The sequence below is a fragment of the Sphingomonas sp. Leaf339 genome, assembly GCF_001426195.1.
Taxonomy (GTDB): Bacteria; Pseudomonadota; Alphaproteobacteria; order Sphingomonadales; family Sphingomonadaceae; genus Sphingomonas.
In genome coordinates this window covers 19520-32545 of sequence record NZ_LMRS01000059.1, presented here as the reverse complement: position 1 = coordinate 32545, position 13026 = coordinate 19520, and the positions used below count along the sequence as shown (strand labels likewise).

Genomic DNA, 13026 nt, shown 5'->3' with positions numbered 1-13026 from the left:
AGCTTAGGCCCTCACGCTGTCATGAGCCAAAGGCGGCAGTTCGATGTGTCCCCCTGACGGGGCTGGCAGCTCGCGCCGTCCGAAGCGAGCGTAGAGCGTCGGAAGCACGAACAAGGTGAGCAAGGTTGCGGATATCAGGCCACCAATGACGACGGTCGCCAGCGGCTTTTGCACCTCTGCTCCAGCACCATGACCAAGTGCCATCGGCACGAAGCCAAGCGACGCAACGAGTGCCGTCATCGCAACCGGCCGGAGCCGCGCCAGAGCGCCTTGATGCGCCGCTACCGCACGATCCATGCCTTGCCGCATCAGATCATGGATGGACGACACCATGACCAGCCCGTTGAGGACCGCGACCCCTGATAGCGCGATGAAGCCGACTGCCGCGGAAATAGAGAACGGCATGCCTCTTAGCACCAGCGCAAGGATGCCTCCGACCAGCGCCAGCGGAACGCCGGTAAACACGATCAACGCATCCCTGACGGAGCCAAGCGCGCCGTAGAGCAGGAACATGATGACCACGAAGCAGATTGGCACCACAACGCTGAGCCGATCACGGGCGGATGCCAGGTTCTCGAACTGACCACCCCATTCGAGGTACGTGCCGGCTGGCAATTTCACCTGCGCGTCGATGGCTGACCGGGCATCAGCCACAACGCCGGCCACATCCCGATCGCGCACGTTGGCCTGCACCACGACGCGCCGCTTGCCGTTCTCGCGGCTGATCTGGTTCGGACCATCGACCACGGCGATATCCGCCACAGTCGATAGCGGTACGAAGCCGCCACTGCCAGTCGGCACCGGCACCTGAGCAACCGCCGTCAGATCGGAGCGCGAGCTTTCCGCCATCCGGATCACAACCGGGAAGCGACGATCGCCTTCAAAAATCACGCCAGCCTGTCGGCCGCCAATGGCTGCGGCAACCGTGTCCTGCACGTCACCCGCCGTCACCCCGACGCGGGACATGGCAGTGCGGTTCGGCCGGATATCGAGCATCGGCAAGCCTTCGGTTTGCTCAACCCGCACGTCTGCTGCACCCCGCGTCTTTCGCAGAATGCCGGCGATCCGATCCGCGGTCGCGTTCATCTCGCCAAAGTCGTCGCCGAATACCTTGATCGCTATATCGCCGCGCACGCCTGCAATCAGCTCGTTGAACCGCATCTGGATCGGCTGGGTGATTTCATAGGCGTTGCCGGGCAGAGTGGAGAGGCGCTTTTCCAGCCGCGCCACCAGCTCTTCTTTGGACAGGCCGGGGTCGGGCCACTCCTTCTTAGGCTTCAGGATGACGAAGGTGTCGGTCGCGTTAGGCGGCATCGGGTCTGATGCGATTTCCGACGTACCGGTGCGAGAGAAGGCGAAGCGGACCTCAGGGGCCTTGGCGAGGGCCTTTTCCACCTGGAATTGCATCGCCTGGCTCTGATCGACCGATGTGCCTGGGATGCGGACCGCCTGCACGAGGATGTTGCCCTCATCGAGCTGCGGCAAGAACTCCTGCCCCAATGTCGTAAAAGCGGCACCGGCAAGCGCCAGCGCGCCGATCGCGACGCCGATGGTGAGGGTGGGCCGGCGCATTGCCGCATCGAGTCCCGGCTCATAGCGCTGCCGGAGGAACGTGACGACGCGGCTTTCCTTTTCCTCAACCCGCTTGCTGAGCCAGATCGCAATCGCTGCCGGTATGAAGGTCAGCGACAGGATAAAGGCGAACACCAACGCAATAATGACCGTGAGCGCCATCGGCTCAAACATCTTGCCTTCGACACCCGTGAAGGTGAGCAACGGCGCATAGACCAGGATGATGATAGCCTGCCCGTACACCGATGGGCGGATCATCTCTCGCGCCGACGCCGCGACAATCCCGAGACGTTGCTCGATCGTCAGCACGTCATCGCGACCATGCTGCGCCTCGCCCAAACGCCGTAATGCGTTCTCCACGATAATGACCGCGCCATCCACGATCAGACCAAAGTCGAGCGCACCAAGGCTCATCAGATTGGCGGAAACGCCCACCTCCAACATGCCAATGCTGGTCAGCAGCATCGTGATCGGAATGACGCAGGCTGCGATCAGCGCCGCGCGGAAATTGCCAAGCAGCGCAAACAGAACGACGATCACTAGCACCGCACCCTCGGCAAGGTTGCGGGCAACCGTGGCGATCGTGGAGTTCACCAGCTCGGTCCGGTTCATAACCGGCTTCACGACAACATCGACCGGCAACGAGCGGCCGATCTGCGTCAGCCGTTCGGCAACGCCCGTCGACACCGTGCGGCTATTCTCCCCGATCCGCATGACTGCGGTCCCGACGACAACCTCATGACCGTTTTCCGATGCCGATCCCATGCGTAGCGCCTGCCCGGTGCGAACGGTCGCGATCTGGTTGAGCAGTATTGGAACGCTCTCGCGGGTGGCAACGACGGTACGGGCCAGCTCGTCGGCGTTGCGGACACGCCCATCAGATCGAACCGCCAACCCTTCGCCGTTGCGGTTGACCACGCCAGCGCCCGCGCTGGTATTGCTGCGCTGTAGGGCGGTGGTGAGATCCTGCAGCGTTAGCCGCATTGCCGCCATGCGCTGTATGTCCGGAATAACGAGATATTCCTTGGTGTAGCCACCAAGAGAGTCGACGCCAGCAAGCCCGGCCGTGCTTTTGAGCTGCGGCGTGACGATCCAATCCTGCACGGTGCGCAGATATGTCGCCTTGTCGGCGTCGCTGACGAGGTGATCCCCCTCGGGGGTGATATAGCTGGCATCGCGTTGCAGGCCAGGCTCCCCGTTGCGATGATGGACCTGATCCAGCTCGCGGTATTCGACGGTCCACATGAAGATATCGCCAAGGCCCGTGGCGATCGGCCCCATCTCAGGGTTCACACCTTCGGGAAGGTCTTCCTCTGCGGTTCGCAGGCGTTCCGCGACCTGCGCCCGCGCAAAGTAGATATCGGTCTTTTCACCGAAAACCGCTGTGATCTGGGCAAAGCCATTGCGGCTTAGCGAGCGGGTATATTCAAGCCCGGGAATGCCCGCGAGCGCGGTTTCGACCGTGAACGCAACCTGCTTCTCGATCTGATCGGGGGAGAGGGCAGGAGCAACGACGTTGATCTGCACCTGGTTGTTGGTGATGTCGGGTACGGCGTCGATCGGAAGCTGACGCAGCGCGCCAATCCCGAGCAATGCAGCCGCGATAGTGAGAAGCAGGACGAGCCAGCGCTTCTCGACGGAGAGGGTGACGATGCGACCGATCATGGCTCAGTCCTCATCCCCGCCCGCACCCTTGCCGAGTTCGGCTTTAAGCGTGAAGCTGTTGGTGGAAGCGATGCGCTCCGAGCCGGTAAGGCCTGCCGTTACGGTGACTTGCCCGCCATTGGTGCGGCCAAGCGTCACCGGAATTGCCCGGAAACCTGTCGCGGTGCGGACGAACACAAACGACTTGTCCTCGATCATCTGTACTGCGGCCGATGGTACGGCGACGGTGCGGTCCCCGGTCGCAGGAACGAGGATCGATACGTTGACCGTCTCACCGACGCGCCATGTGCTGCCGGCGTTGTCGAGGGTGGCGATCACCGGCACCAATCGGGTCGTCTCGTCCAGAATGGGGGACACGAACGTGACGCGTCCCTCCTGACGCCGCCCCGGCGCTGTCACTTCGACACGCACGCCGGGTTTCACCCGACCAGCATCCGTGGGAACGAGTGATGTGGTGACAGTGACCTTCGACAGGTTGGCGACGCGGAACAGCTCTGCATCGGCCGCGACTGCCTGCCCGAGGGTCGCCGATCGCGCGATCACTTGGCCGGCGATCGGCGAGCGGACCGCGATGCGGTTGAGCGCGCCGCCTCCGCTGCCCGTCGCTGACAACTGCTGCTGCGCCAGACGAAGGGCAATGCTGGCCTCCGTTGCGGCCGTTCGCGCCGCGACCAGATCCTGCTCCGGCGAAACGCGTTCGGCGAACAGGCGCTGTTCGCGGCGAAGGTTCGATTGGGCGAGTGCGGAACGCGCGCGCGCAGCCTCTACCTCCGCTTTCAGTGATGCCGCTTCCCGGCTTTCGATGATAGCCAGCGGGTCGCCCCGGCTGACTGACTGCCCGAGATTGCGGGTGAGGGAAACGAGCCGACCGCCTACGGAGGTGGACACAACCTGCACACCCTGAGGATCGCCCTCGATCGTTGCCGATAGCTCGATCGCTCCGGCCACGCCGCCTACTGTAGGACGCGTAACCTCTATCCCGGCATCCGCGATCTGCTGGGCGGACAGGGTAACAATATCCTTTGGGCCCTCCTTGGCTTCGCCGGCCTCGGCACCTTCCGCCTTCTCGGCTCCGGCTTTCTCACCGGCCTCGCTGCTGCCACCCCCGCCGCATCCGGCAAGGAGGATAGCCAGGGTCATAGGCGCGAGCGCCCGCATGATGGTCTTCGTCATTGATTGGTTTCCTCGGGCGAGGGCGCTGCGGCAACGAGCCGTTCGAGGCGTGCCTTGGCGTCGTGATAGGTGGCGAGCGCATCGATCGCGGCGGTTCGTGTTTCGGACAGGGTACGTTCGGCATCCAACAAATCGAGCTGACCGAACTTGCCCTCCCGGTAGCCGATCCGGGCAATCCGAGCGGCTTCGCTTGCCGATGCCAATGCCGGCCCGCTGGCGTTGCGAGCGGTCGTCGCGGCATTCGCGACGTTCGCCTGTGCGCTTGCGATATCCTGCGCGGTATCCAGCTCGGCCGCGCGACGTAGCGCCTGCGCCGAATCGGTCTGCGCCCGCGCCTGCGCCACTGCCGCCTTGCCGTTGTTGAACAGCGGAAACGGGATCGACAGGCCGAACACCGCTGCCACGTCGTTCGTAGCCTCAAGCCGTCGTGCGCTGGCGCTGAGTGTCACGTCGGGAATGCGCTGCGACCTGGCAAGCCGCACCTGGGCCTCTGCCGTTTTTACGTCCGCGCGTGTCGCTGCCAATGCCAGCGTCCCGGCGGTCTCGATCGGCCGCGCTGGACCAAAGCTCTCGACACGGCCGAACCACGCCAAGTCCAACGGTCCTGTGAGGGGTTGGCCGATCCGTCGGGCAAGATTGCTTCGCGCGACCTCGGCAAGCCGCTGCGAGCGCTCCACAGCCGTCTCCGCGTTGATCCGCAATACATCGGCTCGCTGCTGTTCGAGCGGTGATGCTCGCCCCGCCTGAACGCGGACGCCGGCTGCACGCGAAGCCTCGCGGGCGATACCGGCCTGCTGACGGGCGATCACAAGCCGACGCTCCGCTGCTGTCGCCTCGATGTAGAGCTGAGTGACGGCAAGCCGTAGATCAGCCTCAGCCAACGCCGTGCCTATCCGCGCTCGATTACCAATCGCATCCGCGACGGCGATCCGTGCCGATCGTTTGCCAGCCAGCTCGATCGGTAGTGCCAATCCTGCTGTTGTCTCGGCGCTGCGAAGGCCGCGATATTGACCGCTACCGGCAATGTTCTCGGTCTCGGCGACGATCGACGGGTTAGGGCGGTAGCCGGCAACCGTGCGGCCTGCCTCTGCTGCCCGGACGGCTGCTGTGGCAGCCTCAAGGCTAGGGGCGGTCGCTCCGGCAAGTGAAAGCGCCTGATCAAGGGTAAGCGGGGGACTGGTCGATGTTGGATCGGCTGACTGCGCCTGCGCGATCGACGCGCATGACGCCACGGCCAATAAGGCCGCAATAAAACGGTGCATGGGAACGGACTCCTGACGAACCTTTGAGCATCCGCACGGGCTTTCCCGGCGAGATTAGGCGTTGGTCAGGCTTGGGGAGGACGTAGGGCTGGGTCCGACGCTACCGGGGCCTTGGGCGCATTGCGCCACACCGACGCATTCATACGAACGCTGCTGGCTGGTCCGGTTGAATCGGACGCGAACGGCACGCCGACATGATGGCCGTGGCAACCGCCATGATGGTGAGGATACGCCTTGTCGGCGTCTGCCGGCACTTGGTCAGCGTCGCCGTCGCAATGATCGAGGGAGCTGACCGCTGTGGTATCAATGCACGTCACGCCTTCGGTCGCATGCGCGACTGATCCAAGCCCGAGCATAAGCACGAGCATGAAACTGAGGAACAGGGCGGAAAGGCGGTGCATCGGCCCGCGCCTTAGCAGCTTACCGACTGCCATGTAACGACCGCTGGTAAGTAGCGGGGGCGGGTGACGGCTCGCTACGCATTTCGGCGCGTGCCTGCCGCATGATCTGAACACCGCCCGATATTCCCAACACAGCCATTAAGGCGGCGACGGCAAGATCAGGCCACGCGCTGTTGAGGCCGAACACCCCGCCTGCGGCTAGCACGACGGCGATGTTGCCGATCGCGTCGTTACGCGAGCAAATCCATACTGACCTCATGTTCGCGTCACCGCTTCGGAAGCGGTACAGCATGACCGCGACGACAAGGTTCGCGATCAGCGCGGCGATGCCGACCACACCCATAATGTCGGCATGGGGCGTCGCGTCGTGGAGCGCACCCCATCCCGCCGCGAACAGGACATAGACGCCTAGCAAAGCAAGCGTCGCCCCCTTCAACATCGCAGCGCGTGCGCGCCAGGCTATCGCCATTCCGGCAACACCAAGACTGATTGCGTAGTTCGCGGTGTCACCAAAAAAGTCGAGCGCGTCGGCTTGGAGCGCCTTCGATCCGCCCGTGATGCCGGCTATGATCTCGATAACGAACATGCCGGCATTGACGGCAAGCGCGATCCATAGCGCCCGGCGCCACTTTGGATCGTTGAGAGTACCCGCCTTGTCGGACGCGCAGCTTGTGCAGGCCATGTTCGCCACCTCGATAGAATCGATCTGACAGCCTATATGCACCCTCTAGTCGCTAGAGGGTCAAGCGCTGTGTCTGAGAAACTGACAATCGGAAAATTGGCTGGTGCGACTGGCACGAAGGTCGAAACGATCCGCTACTATGAGCAGATTGGCTTGCTGCCGGCACCTGCGCGATCGGCGGGGAACTATCGGACCTATGAGGGTGCGCACCTGCGCCGCCTGTCCTTCATTCGTCGTGCCCGCGATCTTGGCTTCTCGATCGACCAAGTACGCGAGTTGATGGGGCTTGCCGATCGACGAGATCAGTCCTGCATCGCTGTTGATGTCGTTGCCAATCAACACCGCGACGCGATCAGGCGTAAGATTGCCGATCTCACCGCACTGGCTGGTGAACTCGATGCGCTGATAGATTCCTGTAGCCGGAACACCGTCGCCGACTGTCGGATCATCGAAGCCCTTGCGCCTCCTGAGTAGTCCCACAGGACTTAACGGCTTCCTGTGACGGATCCTTTGCCAGGCGTCGCCAGCAATCACCATATAAGTCGAGGGTTTTGCGATGCCCGCGACACCGCTGCCGAGGATCGTGATGCTAAGACAGAAACCCTGATACTTAGATACTTACCCCTGCAGTGAGAAATCGACGGTGTTGTTTGATTGGGTGCCGTATGGTCCTCCTTGGCTGGGACTTCAGCCGGACCAAGGCAACAAATAGCCCCGAATTCTATGGATCATCTATTGATCTAAAAAGGACCGGCCTGGAAGGATGCGCTGGGGGTATGCCCAAAACGTACCGGCAGTGAGGGCGCTAGGAATCAGAAGCTTAGGCCTGCATATCGTGCCAAGGGGCAGATCTGTGATCCACTTCATAGAGGCGAAGTGTCGGCCGCTCCTGCGGGGAATGACAGGTAGTCGAATGAGCAGCTTGCGATCGATTGAGTTAGGTTTGATTGACGACGTCTTCCGAGGGGATTCCGGGAAAGGCTGGGTCCTCGACTTCTCGAATAGGACGTTCAAGGAGTTCTTCGCGCGCGAGTTGAACGTTGATATCGACGCCCCGCAGTACGCCAAGGACGGGGACTCGAAGGGAAAGCGGTTCCGGTGCTTCCTCGCGCAGGTCGATGATACTACGGCCGCAAAGACCCTCCGGGTTTTCTGGGAACAGCGTGAGGCACTTCGGGGAGCACATATCCCAGATCCTATGCCGCGCGCCGGAGGTCAGATAGCTGCGCTCATCACAAGGCTAGAGGGGGGCGGCGGATTTGCACCGCAGAACGTGGTGGCGGCGCCGCTGCTCGACAACATCGACTTCCTGACGTTACGCGATCGGCTCACGGCGATACGAGACCAGGACCCGCACAAAAGGGGCTACGACTTCGAGCGGTTTTTAACTGAGGTGTTCGAGGCCTTTAGCCTATCACCGCGTGAGCCGTTCCGCCTGATCGGGGAGCAGATCGACGGTAGTTTCGAGTTGGCCAACGAAACGTACCTTGTGGAGGCGAAATGGCTCAACCGGCGGGTTGGCGCAGCTGAGCTTCATACCTTTCAAGGGAAGGTCGACCAAAAGGCAGCATGGGCCCGGGGCGTCTTCATAAGCTTCCAGGGGTTCACCGCCGAAGGTCTGCATGCATTTGGTCGAGCAAAGCGGGTGATAGGGATGGAGGGGCGCGACATCTATGACGCCCTCGATCGCAACATCGGCATCGACCAGGTCATCGCGCGAAAAATACGGCATGCCGCTGAGACCGGAGAGGTCTTTGGCCCGGTCTCGCAGCTATTTCCGTAATCGTAACACCCGAGCTCACTGACAAATTTGTCAGCCGTTACCGAGCTCGACCGATGCGCAGTAAGCAGAGAAGGCCGCCTCCGCCTCGTGGGACGGCAAGTCGGCCATAAACTGGTTGATGCGATCGTCCTGGACCTTTGAGAGCCCCTGGGCGAGGTCACAGTTAAAAACGTCGATTGCCGCAGCTGGTGGGCGGAGCTTATCGGCACTGACCAGAAAGCCGTCGCTTTCGAGAACGGCGAGCGTCGCGTCATATGCCGCTTGCAGTGCGTCCAGCCTGTCCGCAGAAAGGGATATGTCGTCAACATAGACGCTTACGGTGACATCAGGAGATAGGCTGCTTAGATGCTCTCCCACGGAAGACGAGGCCAACACTAAGGACGCAAGTATTGGCGACTGCACAAAACCGTATGGCAAGGCATATCTCGGCGCCTCGAACGGATTGGTGACGGTCGACCACTTTGCGTAAAAGGCCGCATTAGCGACCCCTATCCGATCTAGAGCGCTCTGTACGCGACGTCGGGATATGCTGTAAAAGAAGCGACTGATATCTATGCGGGCGAAGAACCGGTGCGGCCGGTGATGGTGGATTGCAGCCACATGCCCGCCAGCGCGGAAATGGAAATAGAGCGGGCTGAAGGCGAAAGCGCCTTCGACAGCCTCTTTTACCTCATTGCCAATGCGTCGGCCTACGTTGGACGGGGCAAAGACCGGCTTCCCCCGACGATCATACTTGAACGAGTAGTTGCGGATAGCGACGGTCATAGCTGACAGCCTTGATCACGATATCAGCGATTTTATCAAGCAGTCCGAGGACCGCAGTGATAAGAACCACCTTCTCGGGATCAAGACTGATGCGAGGCTTTTGGGCCATATGCATCTCCCTCATCACGCGCTCGGCAAACCACAAACCCTCATAAGAGGGGTCGTCAGCCAAGAGACCAAATAGTCTCAAAACGTGGAAACCCAGGGTAGCTGAAAGGCTACTTTCGGGATTCCCGACAGGTGGGATTGTGGACCTATCACCGAACGTAGGGCCGATATATACCTCGCTCGCGCTATAGGCAACGGGGCCCGCCATAGCATCGTATTGATGGCTGACTAGCGGGCTCATAAGCCTCACCCACTGGCTATAGGGATATTGGCCTACTGTGCGGCATCTTGCGATAGTGAGAAAAGGCCGCCAAATTCCTGCGATGGAGCTAGACAAGGAGAGCCTTGAACAATGAGGAGTGGCCTTCCGACTGTTCTCGCGGCAGAACTTGACGCTCGCCACCGATGGCTTGGCGTGGCGATCGCTGCATTTCTGGCCAGCATGTACGCCATTTCCCAATCGCAAACTGTTTGGACGAGTCTGGCCGGGGCAACTACCCTGGTAGGAGTATGTCTATCTGCGTATCGGGTCGGTATCTATGAGAAAGAATTGCCTTTCTTAAAGATAGAACACGAATACGAGCAGGAGGAGCGGCGACTTGAGGCCCTACGGCGCAACGACGAAAGGGAGCAACGCGCTGAGGAGGCGAGAAAGGCCTACGCAGAAGCAGAAAGAGGACGGCGAGAGAGCCAAATTCTAACCTTTGTCGCAGTTTTAGATAGCGAGAGGGGCTCAAAGTTTGAACTATCCACATCCTTGGGTCCTATTTGGATAACCCACTGCGTCGACGATAGAATCAGAGTTTGGTGGCCTGATTATAGCCCGGTGCTTAGAAGCGGCGTTGAGGTCGTGAAGGGTAGAGCTAAGTGGGTGCCAGAAGAGCCAAAGGGATGGTATTTGTATCGCGGGGTGGAGCGAGACGTTCTTGAGGCGCTTGCGCTTCTATGACCGGCGTGCTCTTCCAACCATCAAATCGACAAATCTCCACCCCTTACTATTCTCATTACCGTGGCTCGCACTTAGATCTGGACTGAGATCGGCGCCGCTTCCGCTTTGGCTGATCCTTTGGCCCTGATATCATCGGCGGCGTGGGCGAGGGGGTGCAATAGGCAGCATACGAGTTCTTGTCAGTTGAAAGCTTGATAAATCTAAGAACACTTTTGTTATCCCTTATCGTCGGAGGCTCAGCGCCTTCTAAAATAGCTACGCGGTCAGGAGTGGATGCGACTACCACACCTGTTACGCACTCTCTGTTTGGAAAAACAACGGTCGAGCAAAGTTCGCTCTTTAGGCCATAGGGCTTCGAACATGTTGAAGCTGCTTTCCGAAGCTTCTCGACGTTACCTTTTGCAGCGCTCGTGCCAAGCTCCATGTTACGGAAGCCCCATAGCAAACTGCTAGTCAGAAGGACCCATACGATCACACCAAGAGCCGGTGCCAGGATCAATCCTGTGTCGATGACAAGCCAGCGGAAGCTGTGCTTCGCTTTACGGCGGTATAGTCGAGCGCGCGCTTTGAAGCGTCTTGCTGAGTCCCACTTTGACCAAGAAAGCCACCGTAACAAGGCGTAGCCAGCGAGCGCGACGGCACTCAGCGGCAAAAACCTCTCTATCAGGGAAACAAGTGACGTGTTCGCCCAGATATTGAATCCTCGATATACGGCGTTCGACCCTGAAGCCGATAGGCCAGCATCGTCTAAACCGAGGAGGCGCAAGCGTTCATCGTCATACGCCGCGCCGAGTAAGAAGAAGTATGGTGCTATCACGAACGCCAGAAAAGCGGGCATCGACTGCACGAGATACTTCACTAGGCGCATTCGACGCGGCTCCTTCGACCGGGACCAACCGTACTAGGCAGATACGGTCATCAGCTGAGATGGGAACGGAGCTACTACCGATTGGAGGTTAACCCAGTCTTCCGTGAGCCATCGCTCATAATCCTCGATATGCAGGATTACAGGCATCGCTTTGGGGTGGATGGGCGCGACGATCGCGTTTGGTTCTGTGGTCAGGAATCCAAAGGCGTTGCCCCGCTCCGTTGGCCGCCAAATGCCCGCGAACGCAAAGATTGGACGGCTTGGCACGTCAAACCAATGCAACGGCTTTTTTCCATCCTCACCGGGAGCCAACCCGTACTCGGAGAACGATGTCACCGGCACGAGGCACCGGCGCGCTGGCGTAGTAAGCATCGACCGCCAGAAGCTTGAGGTAAGGTTCCGGACGTTGGTCACGTACTTTGTCAGCTTCGTCGCGGGATCGCGCTTGCTCGGAACTTGCGTCGGCACCCCCCATTCCATTCTCTCTATCCGACGACCGTCGCCGTCCTGCACGATGACGGCTCCGTAGAACGGTGTCTTCTTTCCCGTGGGAAAGATATCGCCGGCCGGAAACGTCTCGTCGACTTCGTAAGGCGGGCGGATGCCGAAAGTCGCAGCGACCTCGGCCTGCTTCGCCGTCAGCCTATACCGATTACACATCCGCGCCTCCTGTTGGCGCCGGCGAACGATCGCCGGCGCATGTCCGTCAGAGTTTGTCCTTCAGGCCCTTGGCGGCGGTGAACGACACCTTCTTCGACGCCGCGATCGTCATGGCTTCGCCGGTAGCCGGGTTGCGACCTTGGCGCTCCGGCCGATCTTTGACGGCGAACTTGCCGAACCCAGGAATGGAGACCTCGTCGCCCTTCGCTGCCGCGTCCGCAATCTGATCGAAAACCGCCGTGACCGCCTTCTTGGCGTCGGCCTCGCTCGAACCCGTCGACGTGGCGACGCCCTTGGCCAGCTCGGTGATGTTCATGCTATTCATGCTCCCTAGGAAAACGATCGGGATCCTTACCCATGACGAGCGACGACACCAAGACCGTGCTGGATGAGGCGAACGCCAGGGCAGTTACGCTAATGCTCGACAAGCTCGAGGACCACGACGTTACCGTGATCTATGAGACGGTCGGCGGGGTAGGGCCGATCGCCGACCTCGCGGCTGACGCCATGAAGAGCCGGAACATCGACCTCTAGCTTGCGGCGTCCCGCTGGCGGGTGATGCGTGGATCCTCGTACAGGTCGCGTAGCGCCCGCAGCCGGAACGCATTCCACCAGCGCTGCCAGCGATGCTCGGCCGCATCGTGGATCATGTGGCAGCGCTGGCAGAGCGCCCGCAAATTATTAGACGCGCTGTTTCCCGGATCATGATCGAGGTGCGCGCATGCCAGCACGACATAGGTCATCCTCACGCTCGCAAGCGTAAAGCCGGCCTTCATCGAGACACGCTTGCCCTGGTCTGATCGCCAGCACGACGCTTCCGCATCCCACCAGCGTCCGTCACCGAGATGTGCGACCCGCCGAAGGTGCGGACGACGGCATTGCTCGCAGCGCCTACCGGCACGCTCGAACCGGATCGTGCCTGACAGCTGCTGCCAGTCGATCGGGTAGAGCCAACGGTTTTCGGCGCGGATCGGCATCGCATTTCTATGAGTCACGCGACCGGTCTTGGAAAGCGGAATTTCACCCTCTGTTGCCGCTTCGTATCGCCTGCGTTCTGTTTGCAAGCGACGAGCTGAGACGATCGGCGCTTGACCAACTGACCACATTAACGGAACATAAAGGGAACGAGTAGAGTCTT

General features: G+C 60.6%; 13 protein-coding genes. 4 read left to right on the top strand and 9 right to left on the bottom strand.

Annotated features, from left to right (window positions below; genetic code table 11):
* Positions 1 to 3 precede the first annotated feature (3 nt).
* The 4 genes from ASG67_RS16865 to ASG67_RS16850 form a co-directional block, all read right to left on the bottom strand.
* Positions 4 to 3237, bottom strand: a complete 3234-nt coding sequence (locus ASG67_RS16865) for an efflux RND transporter permease subunit (protein ID WP_056532555.1) — start codon at positions 3235 to 3237, stop codon at positions 4 to 6.
* 3 nt (positions 3238 to 3240) lie between these two features.
* Positions 3241 to 4395 carry an efflux RND transporter periplasmic adaptor subunit gene (locus ASG67_RS16860; RefSeq protein WP_235535271.1) on the bottom strand — a complete coding sequence of 385 codons (1155 nt, stop codon included), beginning with the start codon at positions 4393 to 4395 and terminating at the stop codon, positions 3241 to 3243.
* 11 nt (positions 4396 to 4406) lie between these two features.
* Positions 4407 to 5672 carry a TolC family protein gene (locus ASG67_RS16855; RefSeq protein ID WP_056532549.1) on the bottom strand — a complete coding sequence of 422 codons (1266 nt, stop codon included), beginning with the start codon at positions 5670 to 5672 and terminating at the stop codon, positions 4407 to 4409.
* A 420-nt stretch (positions 5673 to 6092) separates the two neighbouring features.
* Positions 6093 to 6755 carry a cation transporter gene (locus ASG67_RS16850; protein ID WP_056532546.1) on the bottom strand — a complete coding sequence of 221 codons (663 nt, stop codon included), beginning with the start codon at positions 6753 to 6755 and terminating at the stop codon, positions 6093 to 6095.
* Positions 6756 to 6824: 69 nt separating this feature from the next.
* Here ASG67_RS16850 and ASG67_RS16845 point away from each other — a divergent pair, with 69 nt between their 5' ends.
* Together ASG67_RS16845 and ASG67_RS16840 are read left to right on the top strand one after the other, a co-directional pair.
* Complete coding sequence (locus tag ASG67_RS16845; protein ID WP_235513447.1) at positions 6825 to 7229, top strand: MerR family transcriptional regulator; 405 nt, start codon at positions 6825 to 6827, stop codon at positions 7227 to 7229.
* Positions 7230 to 7698: 469 nt separating this feature from the next.
* Complete coding sequence (locus tag ASG67_RS16840) at positions 7699 to 8538, top strand: restriction endonuclease (protein WP_235535270.1); 840 nt, start codon at positions 7699 to 7701, stop codon at positions 8536 to 8538.
* Between the two features lie 30 nt (positions 8539 to 8568).
* Here ASG67_RS16840 and ASG67_RS16835 read toward each other — a convergent pair whose 3' ends face one another.
* Together ASG67_RS16835 and ASG67_RS19075 are read right to left on the bottom strand one after the other, a co-directional pair.
* Entirely contained in the window at positions 8569 to 9303 is a 735-nt protein-coding gene (locus tag ASG67_RS16835) for a reverse transcriptase domain-containing protein (RefSeq protein ID WP_056532540.1), read from the bottom strand.
* A complete protein-coding gene (locus ASG67_RS19075; RefSeq protein WP_156460895.1) occupies positions 9266 to 9412 on the bottom strand; it encodes a hypothetical protein in 147 nt (48 codons plus the stop codon). Before ASG67_RS19075 ends, ASG67_RS16835 begins: the two co-directional genes overlap by 38 nt.
* Before the next feature lie 414 nt (positions 9413 to 9826).
* On the opposite strand from ASG67_RS19075, the gene ASG67_RS19070 reads away from it, so the two are divergent.
* The gene (locus ASG67_RS19070; RefSeq protein ID WP_156460894.1) at positions 9827 to 10360 is read left to right on the top strand and encodes a hypothetical protein; all 534 of its coding nucleotides are present in this window, start codon (positions 9827 to 9829) and stop codon (positions 10358 to 10360) included.
* Positions 10361 to 11261: 901 nt separating this feature from the next.
* Here ASG67_RS19070 and ASG67_RS16825 read toward each other — a convergent pair.
* Entirely contained in the window at positions 11262 to 11888 is a 627-nt protein-coding gene (locus ASG67_RS16825; RefSeq protein ID WP_082543613.1) for an SOS response-associated peptidase, read from the bottom strand.
* A 46-nt stretch (positions 11889 to 11934) separates the two neighbouring features.
* Complete coding sequence (locus tag ASG67_RS16820) at positions 11935 to 12204, bottom strand: HU family DNA-binding protein (protein ID WP_056532703.1); 270 nt, start codon at positions 12202 to 12204, stop codon at positions 11935 to 11937.
* A 41-nt stretch (positions 12205 to 12245) separates the two neighbouring features.
* Here ASG67_RS16820 and ASG67_RS19285 point away from each other — a divergent pair, with 41 nt between their 5' ends.
* A complete protein-coding gene (locus ASG67_RS19285; RefSeq protein WP_200940826.1) occupies positions 12246 to 12422 on the top strand; it encodes a hypothetical protein in 177 nt (58 codons plus the stop codon).
* Here ASG67_RS19285 and ASG67_RS16815 read toward each other — a convergent pair.
* Entirely contained in the window at positions 12419 to 12865 is a 447-nt protein-coding gene (locus ASG67_RS16815) for a hypothetical protein (protein ID WP_056532531.1), read from the bottom strand. The two genes, ASG67_RS19285 and ASG67_RS16815, sit on opposite strands and share 4 nt — an antisense overlap.
* Positions 12866 to 13026 lie beyond the last annotated feature (161 nt).